At 73.5% G+C, this 19248-nt stretch carries 15 protein-coding genes and 3 tRNA genes; 7 read left to right on the forward strand and 11 right to left on the reverse strand.

Features of this window, described 5'->3' with window-relative positions:
• Positions 1 to 73 precede the first annotated feature (73 nt).
• The gene (locus P2424_RS14765) at positions 74 to 259 is read right to left on the reverse strand and encodes a hypothetical protein (RefSeq protein WP_276476202.1); all 186 of its coding nucleotides are present in this window, start codon (positions 257 to 259) and stop codon (positions 74 to 76) included.
• A 214-nt stretch (positions 260 to 473) separates the two neighbouring features.
• Here P2424_RS14765 and P2424_RS14770 point away from each other — a divergent pair, with 214 nt between their 5' ends.
• Both P2424_RS14770 and P2424_RS14775 read left to right on the forward strand, forming a co-directional pair.
• The gene (locus P2424_RS14770; RefSeq protein ID WP_276476203.1) at positions 474 to 728 is read left to right on the forward strand and encodes a type II toxin-antitoxin system Phd/YefM family antitoxin; all 255 of its coding nucleotides are present in this window, start codon (positions 474 to 476) and stop codon (positions 726 to 728) included.
• Positions 725 to 976, forward strand: a complete 252-nt coding sequence (locus P2424_RS14775; RefSeq protein WP_276476204.1) for a type II toxin-antitoxin system RelE/ParE family toxin — start codon at positions 725 to 727, stop codon at positions 974 to 976. The genes P2424_RS14770 and P2424_RS14775 overlap by 4 nt, the downstream gene beginning before the upstream one ends.
• 11 nt (positions 977 to 987) lie before the next feature.
• Here P2424_RS14775 and P2424_RS14780 read toward each other — a convergent pair whose 3' ends face one another.
• The 3 genes from P2424_RS14780 to P2424_RS14790 all read right to left on the reverse strand — a co-directional run bounded on the left by P2424_RS14780 (position 988) and on the right by P2424_RS14790 (position 2126).
• Positions 988 to 1458 carry a hypothetical protein gene (locus P2424_RS14780; RefSeq protein WP_276476205.1) on the reverse strand — a complete coding sequence of 157 codons (471 nt, stop codon included), beginning with the start codon at positions 1456 to 1458 and terminating at the stop codon, positions 988 to 990.
• Between the two features lie 218 nt (positions 1459 to 1676).
• Positions 1677 to 1749: transfer RNA gene (locus P2424_RS14785), tRNA-Arg, on the reverse strand.
• Positions 1750 to 2034: 285 nt separating this feature from the next.
• A tRNA-Ser gene (locus tag P2424_RS14790) sits at positions 2035 to 2126 on the reverse strand.
• A gap of 418 nt (positions 2127 to 2544) precedes the next feature.
• Here P2424_RS14790 and P2424_RS14795 point away from each other — a divergent pair.
• Positions 2545 to 3066, forward strand: a complete 522-nt coding sequence (locus P2424_RS14795; protein ID WP_276476206.1) for an SSI family serine proteinase inhibitor — start codon at positions 2545 to 2547, stop codon at positions 3064 to 3066.
• Between the two features lie 631 nt (positions 3067 to 3697).
• A complete protein-coding gene (locus tag P2424_RS14800; RefSeq protein ID WP_276476207.1) occupies positions 3698 to 8404 on the forward strand; it encodes a PAS domain-containing protein in 4707 nt (1568 codons plus the stop codon).
• Between the two features lie 131 nt (positions 8405 to 8535).
• Here the strand turns inward: P2424_RS14800 and P2424_RS14805 are convergent, their stop codons facing one another.
• From P2424_RS14805 to P2424_RS14825, 5 genes are all read right to left on the reverse strand, one after another.
• Positions 8536 to 10194 carry a long-chain fatty acid--CoA ligase gene (locus tag P2424_RS14805; RefSeq protein ID WP_276476208.1) on the reverse strand — a complete coding sequence of 553 codons (1659 nt, stop codon included), beginning with the start codon at positions 10192 to 10194 and terminating at the stop codon, positions 8536 to 8538.
• A gap of 331 nt (positions 10195 to 10525) precedes the next feature.
• Positions 10526 to 11104 (reverse strand): SigE family RNA polymerase sigma factor, encoded by a 579-nt coding sequence (locus tag P2424_RS14810; protein WP_276476209.1) that lies wholly within the window; start codon positions 11102 to 11104, stop codon positions 10526 to 10528.
• A 212-nt stretch (positions 11105 to 11316) separates the two neighbouring features.
• Complete coding sequence (locus tag P2424_RS14815; RefSeq protein WP_276476210.1) at positions 11317 to 12411, reverse strand: glycoside hydrolase domain-containing protein; 1095 nt, start codon at positions 12409 to 12411, stop codon at positions 11317 to 11319.
• A gap of 247 nt (positions 12412 to 12658) precedes the next feature.
• Positions 12659 to 12940, reverse strand: coding sequence for a hypothetical protein (locus P2424_RS14820; protein WP_019354473.1), 282 nt, complete (start codon positions 12938 to 12940; stop codon positions 12659 to 12661).
• A 404-nt stretch (positions 12941 to 13344) separates the two neighbouring features.
• Positions 13345 to 13992: a TIGR03086 family metal-binding protein gene (locus P2424_RS14825; protein ID WP_276476211.1), complete on the reverse strand. Its 648-nt coding sequence runs from the start codon at positions 13990 to 13992 to the stop codon at positions 13345 to 13347.
• 454 nt (positions 13993 to 14446) lie between these two features.
• Between P2424_RS14825 and P2424_RS14830 the strand changes: the two genes are divergently transcribed.
• The gene (locus P2424_RS14830; RefSeq protein ID WP_276476212.1) at positions 14447 to 14779 is read left to right on the forward strand and encodes a hypothetical protein; all 333 of its coding nucleotides are present in this window, start codon (positions 14447 to 14449) and stop codon (positions 14777 to 14779) included.
• 203 nt (positions 14780 to 14982) lie between these two features.
• Here the strand turns inward: P2424_RS14830 and P2424_RS14835 are convergent.
• Positions 14983 to 15069: transfer RNA gene (locus P2424_RS14835), tRNA-Ser, on the reverse strand.
• Positions 15070 to 15112: 43 nt separating this feature from the next.
• Positions 15113 to 16933 carry a trypsin-like peptidase domain-containing protein gene (locus P2424_RS14840; RefSeq protein WP_276476213.1) on the reverse strand — a complete coding sequence of 607 codons (1821 nt, stop codon included), beginning with the start codon at positions 16931 to 16933 and terminating at the stop codon, positions 15113 to 15115.
• Positions 16934 to 17363: 430 nt separating this feature from the next.
• Between P2424_RS14840 and P2424_RS14845 the strand changes: the two genes are divergently transcribed.
• Both P2424_RS14845 and P2424_RS14850 read left to right on the forward strand, forming a co-directional pair.
• On the forward strand, positions 17364 to 18392 hold the full coding sequence (locus P2424_RS14845; RefSeq protein WP_276476214.1) for a glycerophosphodiester phosphodiesterase family protein: 1029 nt from the start codon (positions 17364 to 17366) through the stop codon (positions 18390 to 18392).
• Positions 18393 to 18632: 240 nt separating this feature from the next.
• Entirely contained in the window at positions 18633 to 19103 is a 471-nt protein-coding gene (locus P2424_RS14850) for an ATP-binding protein (protein ID WP_276478978.1), read from the forward strand.
• Positions 19104 to 19248 lie beyond the last annotated feature (145 nt).

Here is a 19248-nt window from a genome sequence, read left to right on the forward strand (position 1 = left end):
CTTGCCCACCTGCCCGGCCGGGTCCGCAGTACCCGGCCGACGTTCAGCCGCACGCGCCGCGACGGTCCCGCACCTACAGCCGCCCTGCCGCGAACCGAGCGCGCCCCCAGGAAGGATCTGCCGGATGGATCGTCTCCGAGCCGGTCGCGGCAAGGACTCGCAGCGCCCCTGCCGACTCGGTGACCCGGCCGCTCGCCAGACCGGTGAAGCCGTGCTGGTGGCACAGCTCGCAGGCCGCCTCGGCTACCACCTGTCGCACAGCGCCCCTCTGCGGGAGGAACTGGAACCGTCGAAGGCGGCCGTGGCAGAAGCCGGACAGGATGCTCCACCGCACGTCCCGGCTCCCGCCCGTCCCGGCAGGGCAGGTGGCGCGCTGGACCCGGGCTTGGTGGCACCTGCGGCCACAAGCCCTGCCCCTGGAACCCGTGGTGACCGGTCTTGCCGGTGGCGGCGATAAGTGTACAGTTCCGTACATGAGTGAGACGTTGCCGATCACTGAGGCGAGGGCCCGGTTCGGTTCGCTGGTGCGCCGTGCTTCCCATGCCCGCGAGCGCATCACGATCACCGATCACGGTCAGCCCGCGGCTGTCCTGGTCAATCCGCAGGAGCTCGCCGATCTGGAGGACGCGCTCGCGCTGGCCGAGTACCGTGCCCGGCAGGCGGCCGGCCAGACGGCCCTGGTCCCGCATGACGAGGTACGCGCCCGGCTCGGTCTGGAGCGCGGTTGACCTACGCGATCGTCTGGGAAGAGGCGGCTCTCAACGCTGCCCCCCGCTTCCTCGAGGATGACGCCGAAGGGCTGCGCCGGCTGATGGATGCGGTGGATCTCCTCGCCCAGGAGCCGCGGCCGGATGGCACCGTCGAATACGGTTCGCCCGACCTGCGCCGCATGTACGTGGGCCGCTACCGGGTCGTGTACGAGATCACCGACAACACCGTCACCGTCGTCGTCATGCACCTGGGCCGGACCGGCTGACCCCCTCCACCTCAGTCCGCCGACGCCGGACCATACCGTTCCAGTGCCCGCGCCGGGGTCTGGGTCTGTGTCCCCTCGATCCACTGGGCGGTGGCCTCGGGGATCGGTGCCAGGCCGGCCATGAAGCGGGCGATCTCGATGTAGTGGGCGTGGGCGCCGTCTTCGGACAGTTCACGCAGCCGGTCGAGGACAGTGGCGTGCTGCTCCTGGTCGTTGCGGACGGCGTGGTGGAGGGCCAAAGCGAGCTCCAGCTTGACCTCTGCTTCCCTCACGCCTGCGACCTGTGCTTCGGTGCGCACGAGGTGGGCGCGGTCTTCGATGTCGGCGTCGGTGCGGCCGGCATCCCGGGCCAGGGAGCCGATGCGGACGGTGAGTTTGGTGGCGAGCATGTCCAGCGGGGCCGGCAACTGCTCGGCGAGGTCGATGTCCTCGGCCGCGGCCTGCGGGTCGGCGAAGGCCAGCAGCGAGACTTGGCGCCGCACCACGGGCATTGTCGACGTGGGCCACACCGGCCCCACCTGGTAGGGCGGCATCGTGCGCCTGGATGAGCAGCGTGACGCCATCGGACGGCTGAGCGACGCCTGAGCGAGGACAACGACCGGGAAGAGTCATGATCCGCTAGGTGGTTGCCGTCAAAACTGCCGTCAACAGGATACGCCAAGGGCCCTGTTCCATACTGAACAGGGCCCTTGATCTGCTGCGCGCTCGGCAGGATTCGAACCTGCAACCTTCTGATCCGTAGTCAGATGCTCTATCCGTTAAGCTACGAGCGCTTGCTGTCCGGCGGTGTTTCTTGCCGGTCGGCGTTGCGGGAACAACATTACATGACCTGCGGTCCCAGGCGAAATCCATTGTCCGCATCCCGGCTGACCTGCGAAAACGTACCCATGGGGGACTTCGGGTACGGGCCGGCCCCGGGTCGCCCCGGACGGGCCGGCAAGGGCTCCGAGGCGTGCAGGGACCGAGAGATTGCGGCCCGGAACGAGTGAAGCCCCGGACGGGCCGGGGCTTCGGTGATCTTGAGATCCGTATGCGAGCACGGACCCGTAGATCTCAAGCGGAGGCTGAGGGATTTGAACCCTCGATCAGGGGGTTACCCCGAAACCGCATTAGCAGTGCGGCGCCATAGACCAGACTAGGCGAAGCCTCCAGACACACTCCGAGCGCCCGCAGGGGCGACAAAGTGTGTGCTGATGATGGCACAACCCTGGGGGCTGTCTCCAATCGGCTCCCACCGTACTCGGTCCGCGGACCCCTGGGCAAAGCACTTCGGCGACTGCCGGGAAGGGGGAGGCACGGCTGATCCCCGCCGACGATCCCCCTCGCGTACTCCGGCCCCCGCCGCGCGGCTCCGGCCCTGCGGTGGGCCCGCCCGGGCCGGCGGTGCGCCCATCCGGGGCGCGTCCTGGGCTCGGACGGGGCCGGACGGGTCCGTCCGCGCAACGGCGGGCCGGAAGCGGCGTTGAACACGACGGGGGCGTACTCGCGGCGCCCCCCCGTCCCCTCGCCCTCGTGGAGATCCGCCCCGTCCGGCCGGTCGGGAGCGCTCCCGACCTCTGGAGCCAGCCATGCCGCGCCGCACCGACCCCGTACTCCTCCGCATCCGCCCTCTTCTCACCCTCACCGCGGTCACCTCGGCGACGGCCGGACTGCTCGCCCTCCTCGGGGCGCCCGAGGCGTCCGCTGCGGGTCGGGCAGCAGCCCCCGCGGCCGCTCCCGGCGAAGCCGCGGCAACCGTGCCTCCCACGGGACGGCGGCCGGCCGACAGACTGACCTTCACCGTGACCCGCAGCGGGCGGGCGGCGCGGGACGGGTCGTACACCCTGCGCTGCCACCCCGCGGGCGGCGAGCACCCCGCGCCGGGCCGGGCCTGCGCCGCGCTGGACCGGGCGGCCTCGGGGGGCAGGGACCCGTTCGCACCCGTGCCGGGGGACGCGGTCTGCGCGATGATCTATGGGGGCCCCGCGCGGGCCCGCGTGACGGGCACCTGGCACGGACGGAAGGTGGGCGCCCGGTTCAGCCGGACCAACGGCTGCGAGGTGGCGCGGTGGAACCGCCTCGTTCCGGCGCTGCCCCGCACCTCCTTCTGATCCTTCCCTGATCCCCTCCAGATCCCCTCCAGATCCCCTCCAGATCTCCTCCTTCCTTCTGTCCCCTTCCTCTCGCGCCCCGGTCTCCGCCTGCCGTTCCGACACCGTCCCGTCCGTCCTGTCCATCCCGCCGCCTCGGCACCTGCGGACGCAAAAGGGCCGGGCGCGGACAATCGCCCCTCCCACCCGGGAACCAAGCGGAACATTTGGCTCCGAACTGTCCACGAACCCGCGGGCACGCCCCGCCCGAGCCCCCGGACAGTGGCCACGACACAGCCGGGGGCAGCGGGCGGAAGTCACCCCTGGGCGGCGACCGGAAGTGGCCTTGACGGAGGCCCGGCAGCGCCCCTTGCCGGAGGATCCGGAAGGGTGGTCCGGCAGTGTTCGGCGTACTCACCTCCGTGCACCGCCTGTTGGGCACGGACCGCTCCGAGGGCGACCGTCCGGCCCCTCCGTACCAGGCGACCTCTCCCGCATCCGGCGCCGCGCCCGAAAGGGTGGCCCGTAGACTCCCCCTAGTGACACGCCCGGGGCGAACGGCAGACTGGCAGCCGTGACCTGACCGGACCAACTGGGAAGAAACGGGCGGAAGGTCACGTGCACCTGAGGTCAGCAGGAGGGAATTGTCGCCGTGAGCAGCAGGCCATCCCGAGGCGCTGCTCGCCTCGCCGCCATACTCGACGCACTGCCCGACGCGCTGCTCCTGGTGAACTGCAACGGCACGGTGGTGAACGCCAACGCCATCGCGCTGGAGACCCTGGAGACGCCCGGCACGGCGCTCGTCGGGCGCGGGCTGCTGGATCTGCTGCCCGAGTTCGACTCGAAGCGCATCCCGGGGTCGATGCGGCGCCCGGACGAGGCCGAACAGAGCCAGGGGCGGCAGAAGCCGACCCGGATGGTGGCGCGGCGTACCGACGGCAGTGAGTTCCCGGTCGAGGTGACCAGCGCGAACCTGGAGGACGGCCGGACGCCCTACGCCTCCGCGATCGAAGCCGCCTTCGCCGACAGTCCGGGCAGCGGGTACACCGGCGACGAACTGCTGATGCTCGTCGTACGCGATCTCACCGGCACCCTCGACACCGAGGCCGAACTGGCGCGCCAGCAGCGTCAGACGGAGATGATCCTGCGCGCCGCCTCGGAGGGCGTCGTGGGGGTGGATTCCGAGGGCCGGGTGGTGCTCGTCAACCCGTCGGCAGCGCAGATCCTCGGCTACCGCGCCAGCGACCTCGGCGGTCAGGAACTGCACCCCCTCGTGCACCACTCGCGGCCCGACGGCAGCCCGCTGCCGTTCGAGGAGACACCGTTGGCGGACAGCCTGCGCTCGGGGCGCAAGCACCGGGTGCGGGCCGGGCAGGTGCTGTGGGCCAAGGACGGGCGCGCGGTACCGGTCGACATGACGACGGCGCCGGTGCGGGACGGCGAGCAGTTGGTCGGCGCGGTGCTGACGTTCACCGACCGCCGCCCCTACGACGCGGTCGCCGGGCGGCAGGCGCAGTTGCGGGCCGTGCTCGAGGAGTCGCTGCGCGGACCGCTGGAGCAGCTCCGCCAGGAACTGTCGGGGCTGTCCTCCGACCCGGCGGCGCAGTTGTGGCCGGAGGCGAACCAGATCCTCCACCATCTGTCGGCGGGCTACGCCCGGATGACGACACTGGTCGACAACGTGCTCGGCTATCAGCGGCTGGATTCCGGCCAGGAGCGGCTGCGGACGGAGCCGGTGCCGATGGACGCGGTGGTCTCGGCGGGTGTCGAGGGTGCCACGGAACTGATCGGTCCGGGGCGCGCGCAGTTCGCCGTGCACGCCCCGCCGATCGAGGCCGAGGTCGACCCGGAACGGCTCGCGGTGGCACTGGCGCATCTGATCGCGGACGTGGCGGGGGTGGACGCGACGGGCCGCGCGCAGGCCGCGCCGCCGCCCGGCGCCGACCCGACGATCGTGGTCGCGGCGGCGCAGCGTGGCGAGGTGGTCCGCATCGAGGTGCGCGGCCCGTACAGCGGTGGCAGTCCGGTGCACGAGCCGCTGGTGCGCGGCATCGTCAGCCGGCACGGCGGTGTCCTGCAGACCCACGAGGTACCGGGTTCGGCGGGCGGCAGCGCGTACGTGCTGGAGGTCCCGGTCAAGGCGGTCGGCAACACGGCCAGGCAGTCCGGCAGCCGGGCCCGCAAGGGCGGTCCGGCCGACACGGACGGGTCCGGCACAGGCGACAGCCAGGGAGGCATGTCCGGTGCGGGCCGCGCGGCAGGCGGCGGTCACGCGGCGGGCGACGACTCGACCGGCGGCGGTGACCGCAGCCGCGCGCGTACGGGCAGCCACGCGCGGGGCGGCAGCCGTGCCCGCGAGGGCGCCTCGCAGGGCGGCGAGGCCGGCGCCTTCGGAGTGCCGAGCGTGCTGCCCGGGGCGGAGCACGGCGAGACGACGGTCATGCCCGTACCGGCGGCCCGGGCGCGGGGCGTCGTGGAGCAGGCTCCGGAGGGCGCCGCCCGAAGCGGTCCCCCGGCCTCCCTCCCGGCACCGGTCGAGCGCCCCGACGCGGAGGACCGGGGGCAGGGCGACGGGACGTCGGCGGCGGCGCTGGAGCCGGTGACGGATCCGCGGCAGGCGCGAACCGGGCTCGCCCCGGTGCCGGACCCGCGGCAGAGCATGGAACTCACCGGCGGGCCGGGCTCGTCCGTGCCCGGCGGGGATCCGAGCGACCCTCTCGGGGCCGGGCCGCCCGCGCTGGGCCCCGCGCCCTCCCCGGGGGGCGCCCGACCGGACGTCGGGCACGCGCAGCCCGACGCCGGAGGCACCTCCGGGGCCGGCTCCCTGGAGGGCTCGTCGGCGGTGCCCGGCCGTCCGGTCGCGCCGGTGCCCGGGCAGCGCCCGCACCAGGAGGACTCCCGCGCCGACGGCTCCGGCACGCCCCCCGAGATGCCCCGGCCCACCGGGCGGCGGCGCGGACGCCCGAGTCCGGCCGAGGAGCAGCTCGCGCAGGCGTCCTACGAGGGCGAGGCGGGCGCCCGCGCAGGATCCGGAGCGCTCGAACTCCCCGCGGGCGACCCGGGCGGGAGCACCTCCGCGCCGGTGACAGCGCAGGGGACCGGCCGGCGCGCCCGGCGTGCGCTGGGTGAGCGCACGGAGACCGCTCACGGCCCGCAAGGTGTCGCAGAAGCGCAGGCAGCGGCAGAGGCTGGGGGCGCGGTGCCCGAACTGCCGGGCCGGCCCGGCCCGCAGGACACGGGCGGCGTCGGAGCCGAGGAGGCCGTGGGCGGTCCGGACCCCTCACCGGCCGACGGCGGTCGCAGGGCACGGCGCATCGCGGCGGCCCGCGCGCGGGCGGAGGCGGCGGAGGCCGAGGCCCAGCAGGCTCCGCGCCATGCACCGTTCGCACTCCCTCCGGCCGCCTCGGAGGCCCCCGCATCCGCGGTCCAGGAGCCCGGTGCGGAGCCGGGGGCCGGTGCGGAGCCGGGGACCGGTGCGGACGATCCGGCGTACGCCCCATATCCGGCACCCCACGCGCCGGGCGGCGCCGGACCGGGCGCGCCACCACCGGCCGCACCGGGCATGTGGGCGGCTCCGGGAACCGGCGCACCGGGAGCAACAGGTCCGGGAGCAGCAGGCCCGGAGGCCGCGAGCCCGGAAGCCGCAGGCCGCGACGGAACCGTGCCCTCAGCAGGAACCGTGCCCCCAGCCGGAGGCATGCCCGCGGACGCCGGAATGTCCGCGGACGGAAGTGCGCCCTCCGACGGAACGCCGGACCCGGGCAGAGCAGCGGACATCCCGGACCCGCGTGAGGAGAGCGGTGAGCCGCGGCGCGGGGACTCGTCGGTGGTCGCCGCCAGCCCGATCCTGGGCGGCGGGGCGCTCCCGGAACAGCAGCAGGCGCGGGCGCAGCAGGCGCACGCGCCCTCTTCCCGGCCGGAGCAGGGACAGCCGGTCGAGGCGGGCTCCTACGAGACCGGTCCGGGCCCCCGCGTCAGAACGCTGGGGCAGGGGGTCCCATTCGCCGAGCGGATGGCCGAGCAGTCCGCGGCCCAGGCCCAGCAGTGGCCACCGGCGCAGCATTCGACGCCGTCGGCCATGTCGGCCATACCGTCCACCCCGTCGACCCCCGCACCGCCGGCCGGCTCCGGCCGCCGCCGGAAGCTGGCCACCCCGGAGGAACGCGCGCAGGGCAACGCCGCGCCCGGCCCCCAGGGCGGCGGTCCCACGGGGGCGCCGCAGGGTGGTGCCGGTCCGTCGACGGAACCCCCGCACGGGCCCCGTCCTGATGCGGCTCCCGGCCAGGGCCGGTCCTGGCCGGGGCAGGCACAGGCCCAGGGGCAGGGGCTGCCCGGTGCGGTGCCGGGTCCTATGCCGCTGCCGCAGCCCGAGGCGGGTCCGCCAGGAGCCGCCGGTGCCCCGGGCCCCGGTCGGCCGGGCCCGGGCCAGGTCCCAGGGCAGCCCCCGGGGCAGAGCCAGGGCGGGCAGGCGCAGGGCAGGCCCGGCGGCCCGCAGCAGTTCGCCGTCGGCGGCCCCGGCGGGCCGGCCGCGGAACTGGCGGAGGGGCCGGAACCGCTGGACGGCCCGGACAGCCCTGTCGAGGTGACGGACGGGCGGGGATTCGGCGTACCGCCGCACGCCCTGGACGACGAGCTGCCGCCCGAGCCGCTCGACAACCCGCGGCGGCTGCTGGTCTGGCCGGAGCCGGACGTCTCCACCCAGCAAGCGCTCTCGGACCGCGGATACCGCCCCGTGCTGGTGCACTCGCGCGAGGAGGTGGACGCACAGATCGCGGCCTACCCGGCCGCGCTGTTCGTCGACCCGCTGACCGGACCGATCACCAGAACGGCACTGCAGTCGCTGCGCACGGCGGCAGTCGCCGCCGAGGTGCCGGTCCTGGTGACGGCGGGGCTGGGCCAGGCAACCCGGGAGGCGGCCTACGGCGCCGATCCCGCGGTACTGCTGAAGGCGCTCGCGCCGCGCGACAGCGAGCAGCATCCGCCCCGGGTGCTGCTGGTGGAGGAGGAACAGGCGATCGCGGCGGCCTTCGCGGCGACCCTGGAGCGGCGCGGCATGCAGGTCGCGCACGCGCCGACGGACTCGGAAGCGGTGCAGGTCGCCGCCCAGGTCCGGCCGAACCTCGTGGTGATGGATCTGATGCAGGTACGGCGTCGACGGGCCGGCATCATCGACTGGCTCCGGGTGAACGGGATACTCAACCGCACTCCGTTCGTCGTCTACACCTCGGCCGGCCTGGACCCCGACGAGCTGCCGCGGCTGGCCTCGGGCGAGACGGTGCTGTTCCTGGCCGAGCGCTCGACCAGCGCGGAGGTGCAGGCGCGGATCGTCGACCTGCTGACGAAGATCGGCGCGAACTGACCCACCGGGATCGGCCCGCACCGAGCCACCGGGGGCGCCCGGAGTCCGGCCCCGATGTGTCCTGGCGGCGCCCCGGGCGCCCGGCGTCGGCGCGCCCTGGGCGGGCGCGCCGACGCGCGGCTGCTCCGCGCTCAGCGCAGCTTGGTCACCTTCAGCTCACCTGCGGCGTACTGGCGGCGCAGCACCTTCTTGTCGAACTTGCCCACACTGGTCTTGGGTACGGCGTCGAGCGTGACCCAGCGTTCGGGGAGCTGCCAGCGGGCGATGGTGGTGCCGAGGAAGGAGCACAGCTCCTCGTAGGGCAGCGGTTCGCGGCCCTCCCTGAAGACGACACCGGCCAGCGGGCGCTCGCCCCACTTCTCGTCGGTGACGGCGACGACGGCGGCCTCGGCGACCGCCTCGTGTGCCATCAGCGCGTTCTCCAGCTCGACGGACGAGATCCACTCGCCGCCGGACTTGATCACGTCCTTGGCGCGGTCGGTGAGCGTCAGATACCCGTCCGGGCTGATGACGCCGACATCGCCGGTACGCAACCAGCCGTCCGGGCTGAACTTCTCCTCGGGGCGCAGCGGAGGCTCGCCCACGCCGCCGAAGTAGGCGTCCGCGATCCAGGGGCCGCGTACTTCCAGCTCGCCGGGTGAGGAACCGTCCCAGGGGGCGAAGCCGCCGCCCGGAGCCGCCAGGCGGGCCTCCACTCCGGCGGGGAAGCGGCCCTGGGTGACCCGGTAGGGCCACTCCTCCTCGGGGGTGAGGCCGCCCGGCGGGTGGGCGAGGCTGCCCAGCGGGGACGTCTCGGTCATCCCCCAGGCATGGCAGACCCGGACGCCGTGCAGGTCCTCGAAGGCCCGCATCATGCTCCGCGGGCAGGCGGAGCCGCCGATGGTGACGGTCTTCAGGCTGGAGATGTCGCGCGGCGTGGCGGCGAGCTCGTCCAGCAGTCCCTGCCAGATGACGGGGACGGCTGCCGCGTGGGTGGGCTGTTCCGCGGCGATCATCTCGGCGATCGGCCCGGGCTGCAGGAAACGGTCGGGCATGAGCATGCTGACGCCGGTCATGAAGACCGCATGCGGCAGCCCCCAGGCGTTGACGTGGAACATCGGCACCACCGGGAGCGTGGTGTCGGCAGTGGTCAGCCCCATCGACTCGGCCATGTTGACCTGCATGGAGTGCAGGTAGACGGAGCGGTGCGAGTAGACGACGCCCTTGGGGTCACCGGTGGTGCCGGAGGTGTAGCACATGGCGGCTGCCGTGCGCTCGTCCAGCTCGGGCCAGTCGTAGTCGGTCGGACGCCCGGCGAGCAGTTCCTCGTAGTCGTGCACCTGGGGCACGCAGTCGGCCAGTACCGAGGTGTCGCCCGGGCCCACGACCACGATGTGCTCGACGGTCTCCAGCCGGGGCAGCAGCGGCGCCAGCAGCGGGAGCAGCGTTCCGTTGACCAGGATGACGCGGTCGGCCGCGTGGTTGACGATGAAGACGAGCTGCTCGGCGGGCAGCCGCAGGTTGAGCGTGTGCAGCACTCCGCCCATGGAGGGTATTGCGAAGTACGCCTCCACGTGCTGCGAGTTGTTCCACATGAGAGTCGCGACCCGGTCCTCCGGTCGCACCCCCAGTGCGTCCCGCAGGGCGTGGGCGAGCTGCGCGGCGCGCTCCCCGGTCGCCCGGAAGGTCGTGCGGTGCGGCTCGGCCTCGCCGGTCCACGTGGTGATCCGCGCGTCCCCGTGGACGGTCATTCCGTGGCGCAGGATGCGCGAGATGGTCAGCGGTACGTCGTCCTGCATCGTGCTCAGCACCGGGGCCTCCCCATGAGCGGTGGATACGCGGAACGGACGCATGCCGTGCGATGCACGCGCGTGCGCGCACGCGGGAAGCGGCTACGCACAGGTGTGGAATTACGCGCGGGTAATGCGTCGGTTTCGCGGAAGCCTGCCACCGACCGCTCGGTATGTCACGGGGTCCTGTGCGGATCCGTCGCCGATCTCGGATCGCGAACCCCCCGTCGGCCCCGGTTGCGGAACCGTCTCCCGGGTTCGTCCCCCTCCCCCGAACACCGCCCGGAAGCCCCTTCGGGATGCCCGGCGCGCCCCCCGGCCGGCGCTGCCGGCTCACCCTCGGACCCCCGGTTCAGGCCGCGACAGCCTCCTGGGCCGCGGACTCGGCCGCGGGTCCGGCCACAGGAGCGTCCGCGCGGACGTCCGCCGCGAGCTGCGCGTCCTCCCGCAGCTTGGCCAGGGCCCGTGAGACGGCGCTCTTGACCGTGCCGACGGAGACGCCGAGCACCTCGGCCGTCTGTATCTCGCTGAGGTCCTCGTAGTAGCGCAGCACCACCATGGCGCGCTGCCGGGCGGGCAGCTTGAGCACCGCTCGCCACATGGCGTCCCGTACGGCCTGCTGCTCGGCCGGATCGGGCGCGGGCAGCGGGTCGGGCTCCGGCAGCTCCTCGCAGGAGAACTCGTCCACCTTGCGGCGGCGCCACTGCGACGTGCGGGTGTTGACCAGCGCCCGGCGGACGTAGCCGTCCAGCGCGCGGTGGTCCTCTATCCGCTCCCAGGCCAGATAGGTCTTCGTCAGTGCCGTCTGGAGCAGGTCCTCGGCGTCACTGGGGTTGGCGGTCAGGGAGCGGGCGGTGCGCAGCAGCACCGGGCCGCGCGCTTGGACGTAGGAGGTGAACGTCAGTGGCTGTCCCCCGGAGCCTGGCTGCATCGCAAGGGACCGCGCGTGCTTCGCATTGAAGGTCCGGGGAGTCCGAACTGTCCCAGGCGTGGTCATGGCATCCACGCTAGGAGTCGGTCGGCCTCCCCGGATCGCCCGAAGGTCCCGATGCCGCGTCCGCCTCAGGGTGTAGTGGTGGTGCTTCCTACACCTCCTGAAGGTGGAGAGAATCCACCAGGCGGATCAGGGTGTGCCGGGAGCAGTCATCCGACGACCGCCACCGGGGCGTCCACGAGGTTCTGGTCGATGTGCACCGTGTGGCCGCCGTAGGTGCGCTTCACGTTGCCCGTGTGCTGGTGGATGCGGCGGTGCGGCTGCCACGCCTCCGGGTTGAGATTCCGCTCCCCGTCGGTCGACGGCTCGGTGCGCCAGCGGGCGAACCACACCGCCGACGGCAGCCCCCGGGCGCCCGCGGCGCGGGCCTTCTCCAGGTGCGCGACGCCGAAATCCGCGCTGCTGTAGAAGCCTGCGACGTATCCCTCGGCACGCACCGCGCTGTTCCACCCCTGGATGAAGCGCAGCGTGGTGTCGGCGCACTTCTGCTGCTTGTACCGGTACGCCTCCATGTCGAGGTAGACGGCGCTGTTCCTGCCCATCCCGAGCTTCTCCGCCTGGCGTACCGCGTCCAGCCCCTCCCGCTTGCCCTGCCCGTAGGGGTCCTTGTCGGACATCCGGAACCTGCGCTTGTTCTTGGCGATGACGCAGGGCGCCTGCGAGCCCACGTAGACCGGCATCAGCTTCCAGCCCTGCTGATCGACCGTCCGTACCCAGTCGGGGCTCAGATGCTTCTGCTTCGGGCACGCTCTGCCGCGGCCGCCGATGTAGACGCCGACGGCACCGAACGGCGAGGTGCCGTGCCAGGCCCGCATGGTGTCCGCCGAGGGGGCCTGGCAGGTGTCGAAGGCGTTGCCGCGGAAGATCTGCGCCCCGAACTCGCGGGGATCGCCCCGTACCAGGGAGGGCTGGTCACCCGCGTCGGCACCGGGTGACCCCGGGTCGGCCGGTGCGTCCGGCGCGGCCGGGTCGGTCAGCTCCCTGGAGTCGCCGGGCCCGCTTCCCGGGTCTCCCGGCTCGCGCGGTTCCCCTGGCACCCCCGGCTCCCCGGGGGTCGGCGCACCGCCACCGGGAGCGGGGTCGGACGGGGCGCCGTCCGGGGCGGGAGCGGCGGGGCGGTAGGCGGCGGAGTCGAGGGGAGTGGGTTCGGCACCGGAGGCGGGGACAGCGCCTCCGGTGAGCACAGTGGCGAGCGCGGCCGACAGCAGGGCGGCCCGTCGCATCATCTGATTTTTGGTCGCCATGGGCCGAGTGAACGAGCCGGAACCCGCGGAACCGGTCAGGCACGCCCGCCACGCCCCACGATTCAGCCATCTGCCGCGCGCACCCGCTGCGCGGCACGGCGCGGCACGGCGCGGAACGACACGGCACGGAGGGGTCAGGAAACGGCGGCGAGAACGACGACCGCGCGTCCGCGACAGCATCGCGAACGCGCGGCCCGAGCCCAGCCCCACGGACGACGGCCGATCAGAGCGACCGGCCGTCAGCCCGTCACCACATGTTGCTGAAGACGACGGTGGCTGTCTCGTTGTGCGTCTCGTTGACCTGATTCACGACGGCACCGTTGCCGTTGACGGTGGCGTTGTTGGCGTTGTTGGTGTTGTTCCCGTTGCCCACCGCGCCCTGCACCTGGGAGCTGGAGCTCGCGTTGGAGTTGGATCCGTCGTCCGCGAGGGAGCCGTTGTCCGCCTGGGCCACGCCGGACATGACGGCGAAGGCGAACGGAAGGGCGGCGGCGGCCGCGATGACGCGGGCGGTACGGATGCGTGCCATGTTCATTCCTCCAGGAACGGTAAGTTGCGCCACGAGGGACGCTGCACCGGAAGTGCGTTGCTGCCGTGAACAGTTGGCCCACTGTCCGCGGCTTCGCTTGCGACGTCGCGGGTCCAGAGCTGCCCACGACGTCGGGGGCCGATTCGCCCGGACAGCCTCATTCCCCCGCACGTATGACGAGCTGTCGATAAACCCCATGTACGCCCCCAAGCCTGTGCTTTCCGCCCCTGCTCCCCACCCCGGTACCGCAGTCCCCGCACGTCAGCACGGGATCGGAGACAGCGGCCGGGCCCGGCGCTCGCCCGACCGCGCGCGCCGCCGTCCGCGCGCCGCCCCGGACCACCCGTCGTCCGGCCGGTGCCCCGTCCGGTGGTTTCGTCCGGTGGCTTCGCCGGAGGACTTCGTCAGCTCGGCGGGCGCCAGCCCGGGTCCCGCCCGGCGAGGCCGACGATCCTGTCCAGCAGCGGGGCGTCGGCCTCGACGTGCACGACCGGCCCGAAGATCCCCTGCTCCCCGTCCTCGGCGACCGCACCGGCCAGGAAGCTGTGGACGGCACGCAGGCTCGGCTCGTCCGGCTCGTACTCCTGTCCGGTGGCCCGTGCCAGGTCCCAGCCGTGCACCACGAGCTCGTCCAGCGTGACCAGACCGCCCTCCGTCCCCGTCAGGGTGATGCCGCCCGCCTGCGTGCTGCCCGTCCAGGCGTCCGGCGCCGACCACGCCACCGCCAGGTCCGCCAAGGAGTGCGGCAGGCTCTCGCGCCAGTCGTCGGGGAGCTGCTCTCCCGAGAAGGGGACCGGAGCCTCGGCCGTGCCCTCCCCCACCTCCTTGCGCGCCGTGCGCTGGAGGCCCACCGCCAGCTGGCCGATGTGCCGGAGCAGGTCCCGTACGGCGAACTCCGTGCAGGGCGTGGGGGCGCCGAGCTGGTCGTCCCCCACGCCGGTCACCACCGCCGCCGCGCGACGCGCCGCCGGACGCAGGTCGACGGGAACGTCTTCCCCGCCGCCCGGCCCGGCCCCCGCCCCGGACATCACGTCACTGACACCGTCCACCATGCCGCTCGCCTCCCGTTCCGCGGATACGTCGCTGCCGCCAGAGCGAGGTGCCCGCGCGACGCGGCCGCCGCCGCGCCCCGGCGCCGCCCCGGCGGGACGACGCCGGGGGTACAGCCGTGCGGCCGTGAACACCCCGTGACACCAGCGTCCGCCTCTGCAGACCATCCGGCACGGCGGAACTCGTCGACCGCGGGCCCGGCACCCTCCGGTGCCTCCTGTCGCCCCGGCTCGCGGGCGGGTCCCGTACGGCCGCCGCGCGGGAAGAGCCCTTCGCGGGTGCTCCGCCGTACGGGTGGATCAGCCACCGGCACACCCCGCGGAGCCGCGGGCCGCTGCTCGCCCGCGGCGGCCGGCGTGAGCGGCGTGCCCGTGTTCGGCGTGCCCCCTCCGTTTGGCGGTGATCTGCCGGGGAATCATCGACCCCAGGGGAGTATCGGAGCATCGGGGGAAGCTCATGGGGGATACGTCGCGCCCGCGTCGCACCGACGCCGAGGCGGTCGGCACAGACGCCGCAGCGGACGCCGGAGCCGCGGCGGAACGGGCCGCGAATCGCACCCGCGCGCGGGCACCGCTCCCGCGGCGCGACCCCGACCGGTTCGCCGACGGGCCTCCCGACCCACTCGCCTCACTGCTGGCCAAGGTCACCAAGGGGGAGACGGTTCCGACTCCCGGGAGGGGCACCCCCGGTACCCACCCGGACGGCGAGGAACGCGACCCCCGCGAGGAGGAGTGGCGGGAACACGACCGCCGCGGCCCGTACGGGCAGGGCCGTCGCCGCAGGAACTGACGGGCGCTCCGTTCTTCCGCCCGTCCCGACGGACCGCCCGCCGCCGGGGCCCATGCGGCATGTCCGCCACCTCTGGCCCACGCATGGCCCGCACACGCTGGTCAGGGATGGCAGATGAGGGAAGCGAGGTGCGACACGCACGCGCGGAGGGGGTTCCTCTCCGACGGAGGAACCCCCTCTGACCTGCACGCTTTCTAACTGTGCGGAGGCGGTGGGATTTGAACCCACGGAGGTGTCGCCACCTCTACGGTTTTCAAGACCGCTCCCTTCGGCCGCTCGGGCACGCCTCCGGGTGTCGTCGCGCGTACGACACGGGAACAGCCTAGCGTGTGATCAGTCGTCGCCCTTCCGGGATCCGAGGGTCAGCTCGACGGTCTTCTCCTTGCCGTTCCGTTCGTAGGTGAGCTCGACCTTCTCGCCCGGCTGGTGGGTCCAGATGGTGCCGATGAGGGTGGGCCCGCTGTCGATCAACGTGTCGTCCAGCTTGGTGATGACGTCGCCGGGCTCGAGGCCCGCCTTGTCCGCCGGTCCGCCCGGGGTGACCGGGTCGGCGCCGCCCTCGCCGCTGTCGGAGATGGTGGCGCCCTTGCCGTTGCCGCCCAGCTGGACTGTCGCGCCGATCACCGGGTAGACGGGCTGCCCGGTCTTGATGAGCTGCTTCGCCACGCGCTTGGCCTGGTTGGAGGGGATCGCGAAGCCGAGACCGACGCTGCCGGACTGGCCGCCCTGCATACCGCCTCCGCCACCGCCCGGCTGGATGGCCGAATTGACGCCGATGACCGCGCCCTGGGCGTTCAGCAGCGGGCCGCCGGAGTTGCCGGGGTTGATCGAGGCGTCGGTCTGGAGCGCGCTCATGTACGACGCCTTGCTCCCCTGGCCGTCGCTGGACGCCACCGGACGGTTCTTCGCGCTGACGATGCCGGTGGTGACCGTGCCGGAGAGGCCGAACGGGGCGCCGATGGCGATGGTGGCGTCACCGACCGCCACGTTGTCGGAGTCGGCGATCGGCAGCGGGTTCAGCTTGCGGCCGCCGAGACCGCTGAGCTTCAGCACGGCGATGTCGTAGCCCTGCGCCTTGCCGACCACCTGGGCGTCGTACTTCTTGCCGTCGGAGAACGTCGCGGTCAGCTTGCCGCCCTGCGCCCCGTTGGCCACCACATGGTTGTTGGTGAGGATGTGGCCTTCCTTGTCGAAGACGAACCCGGTTCCGGTGCCCTCTTCGCCGCCGCCGGAGGAGCGGATGGTCACGACGCTCGGCAGCGCCTTGGAAGCTATGCCGGCGACGGACTTGGGTGAGCGGTTCAGTTTCTCGGGGTCGCCGGAGGAGCTGATCGTGGTGGCGCCGTCGCTGCGGTCGGCGGCCCAGAAGCCGATTCCGCCGCCGATCCCGCCGGCCACGAGCGCGGCGACGAGGACACCGGCGAGCAGGCCACCGCGGCGCTTCTTGCCGCCCGGTCCCGGGCCGGCCGGGCCGGACGGCATCGCCCAGGGGTCGTGCGGGGGCATCCCACCACCGCCCGGACCACCGGCGCCGGGACCACCCGGGCCGCCGGGGCCCGCCGGGCCGCCCGGACCGCCGTAGGGCGGTGGTGGAGGCGGCATCGGGGTTCCCGTTCCGTCCTGGCCCCAGCCGCCGGACTGCCCCGCGCCGGGCGGACCCGAGCCGGGACCCGCGTCCGGTCCGGAGCCGACGCCCGGGTCGTCGCCGGGCTGCCGCGGGCCGGCCTCGGTCGCCACGGGGGCCGGCGCGGCGGAAGCGGGCGGCGTACCGGGGGCGGCGGGGGCCGCCGCCGGGGGGGCGACCGGTGCGTCGGCGGGCTGCTGCGGGGTGGGGACCGCGGGCTCGTCCCCCGCGGACTGCTGCGCCGCGGGCGGCGCGTCGGTCCCCCCCTGCGGTGGCTGCACGAGCGTGTCGTCCATGGACTCCCTCTTCGATACGACCGTGTCCTGGACGTCCGGACCCTTCTGCGTACGGTCCGCGTCGGTGGCGGCGTCGGCGGATGCGGGGGCGGACGAGTCAGGGGAGGGCAGCGAGAAGTCGCCGTCCTCGCGGCTCGTCGGGGCGCCGGTCGACGGGGCCTGGGCCGGCGCCGGGGGCGTGGGACCCGGCCCCGCCGCAGGCGTCACGGCAGCGCCCTCGTTCTCGGTGCTCACAGCTCACTCCTCATCAGGTACACGACATCGCAGAGATGGGCGTGTTCACGTACGCGGGTATCCGGAGACAGCTTTTCCCATCACACATCAGACGGGCGTAAACCGACGCTGAGCGTCCGCACCCCCTTCTTTACGTCGGGTCAAAACCGGACATAGAACCCCATTTTCTCGGTAGCTCCCGGATTTGCGGGCGCTGCCGGGCGCGCGAGTCGGCTCCGGCGCGACGTCACCCACACGCGTGATCACGGCACCCAGCCTAGGCGCGCCCGCACCGAACCGCCCCTCGGCGGATCCGCACCGAAACCGTCCCTCGGCGCACCGGTACCGGATCCCACCGGGTCCGGCGCCGATCGAAACCCCGCGAGCGCCGCGAAGTGCTCCCCACAACCCTGCACAGTGTGTCCATTCGGCCCGGTGGCACGATATCCCGGTGAGCAACGAGATCCGTGCCGGGTCACGCCATCGCCTCGACCACCTGCCGTCCGTCATCGCCCATCGTGGTGCCTCCGAGGCGGCACCCGAGCACACGCTGGCCGCCTATCGCCGGGCGATCGAAGAGGGCGCCGACGGGCTGGAGTGCGATGTACGGCTCACCGCGGACGGCCATCTGGTCTGCGTCCACGACCGCAGGGTGAACCGCACCTCCAACGGGCGCGGCGCCGTCTCCGCCCTGGAGCTCGCGGACCTGGCCGCCCTCGACTTCGGCTCGTGGCGGGACCGGCACGCCGACCTGTACGAGTCGCCGGACAGCGCACTGGACCCGAGCGCCGCCACGCACGGCGGGGCGGCGAACCCGGCCGGCGCCCCCGAGCCCCCCGAGCCCCCCGACCGCTGCGCAGGAAGCCCGGTGCGCCGCAGCACGACACGACGCCCCAGCCCTGCCGGACCACCCGGCCCTGCGGAACGCCTCGGTACGGCGGAACCGCTCGGCGCGATGGGGCGGCTCGGGGTGGCGGCGGACCCGGAGAGCACCTCCGTCCTCACTCTCGACCGCCTTCTCACCCTGGTCGCCGAGGCACCGCGCCCGGTCGAACTGGCCATCGAGACCAAGCACCCCACCCGCTGGGCGGGCCAGGTGGAGGAGCGACTGCTGGAACTCCTGGACCGGCACCGGCTCCGCACACCGGTCCGCATCATGAGCTTCTCCGCGCGTTCCCTGCAGCGGGTCCGCATCGCGGCGCCGGAGATACCGACGGTGCTCCTGACCCAGTTCCTGCTCCCCCGCCACCGGGACGGCAGACTGCCGTACGGCGTGCGCACCGTCGGTCCCAGCATCCGCGTCCTGCGCAGCCATCCGGAGTACGTGGCCCGGGCGCACCGGGCCGGCCACGAGGTGCACGTGTGGACGGTCGACGAACCCGGGGACGTCGAGTTGTGCGTGCGGCTGGGGGTCGACGCCATCATCACCAACCGTCCCCGCCAGGTGCGCGCCCAACTCCGGCGCGGGCTTCCAGGTTGAGGACGCAGGAGCCGGTCGGAGGGCGTGCACCGGCGCACTCGGTGCTTATTGCAGCCGCGCGGGTGCGTCAAGAGAACGGGCGTGGCCGGTTTCCGCCGCACTCTGCTGGGGCATTCATCCCGATGGCGTGGGGCAAAGGAGGTCTCGGGGGTGGCGTTGGTGGTGGCACAGGAGGTGCCTACTTCGTCGACCATGGCCGTGCCCCATGGTCCGTCGGGAGTACGCGTCGCACGGCGCAGGATGCGCGAGGAACTCCTCGCGTGCGGAGCACCCGACTCGGTGGTCGATGATGCGATCTTGATTCTTTCCGAACTTCTCAGCAACGCGTGCCGTCACGCGCGGCCGCTGCACGAGGAGACGACCGGAGCGAGCGGCGCGAGCAACCCGGTGGAGACCGTCAGGGCGTCGTGGCGCAGGGACGTACGAGGCGAGGTGACCATCGCGGTCACGGACGGGGGCGGTCCGACCCGTCCACTTCCGGCCAAGCCTTCCGTCACCGCCCGCGGCGGCCGAGGGCTCGCCATCATCACGGCTCTCGCCCGCGACTGGGGGGTGCGTTCGGAACCCCGCACCCTCGCGGACGAGCCACCCGGGGTGACGGTCTGGGCGGTGCTGCGGCCCGACAGCTCGTTCAGCGGCCGAGTCGCCGCCAGCCTCGGAGGCGGGCTGAGCGGCGAGTTCGATCTGGCCTCCGTGGAGGAGCTCCGTTAGCCGGGGCGGTCCTCGACCGCCCCGCCCGGCGGGCGCCGGCCCCTCGACCCCAGTCGGTCCGCGTCGGCCGGTGGCGGCCCGTGTCCCCTCGACACCAAGTGTCCGCACTGCGCCACGGCGAGCCCCGGTGCGCGCCGTGCCGAGT

It is taken from the genome of Streptomyces sp. WMMB303 (assembly GCF_029351045.1).
Taxonomy (GTDB): domain Bacteria; phylum Actinomycetota; class Actinomycetes; order Streptomycetales; family Streptomycetaceae; genus Streptomyces.

Excerpts from the sequence above, each read along its gene's own strand:
- P2424_RS14770 (WP_276476203.1), top strand. The coding sequence starts at position 474 with ATGAGTGAGACGTTGCCGATCACTGAGGCGAGGGCCCGGTTCGGTTCG.
- P2424_RS14795 (WP_276476206.1), top strand. The coding sequence starts at position 2,545 with ATGCCGCGCCGCACCGACCCCGTACTCCTCCGCATCCGCCCTCTTCTC.
- P2424_RS14810 (WP_276476209.1), bottom strand. The coding sequence starts at position 11,104 with ATGCAGCCAGGCTCCGGGGGACAGCCACTGACGTTCACCTCCTACGTC.
- P2424_RS14815 (WP_276476210.1), bottom strand. The coding sequence starts at position 12,411 with ATGGCGACCAAAAATCAGATGATGCGACGGGCCGCCCTGCTGTCGGCC.
- P2424_RS14820 (WP_019354473.1), bottom strand. The coding sequence starts at position 12,940 with ATGGCACGCATCCGTACCGCCCGCGTCATCGCGGCCGCCGCCGCCCTT.
- P2424_RS14825 (WP_276476211.1), bottom strand. The coding sequence starts at position 13,992 with ATGGTGGACGGTGTCAGTGACGTGATGTCCGGGGCGGGGGCCGGGCCG.
- P2424_RS14830 (WP_276476212.1), top strand. The coding sequence starts at position 14,447 with ATGGGGGATACGTCGCGCCCGCGTCGCACCGACGCCGAGGCGGTCGGC.
- P2424_RS14850 (WP_276478978.1), top strand. The coding sequence starts at position 18,633 with ATGCGCGAGGAACTCCTCGCGTGCGGAGCACCCGACTCGGTGGTCGAT.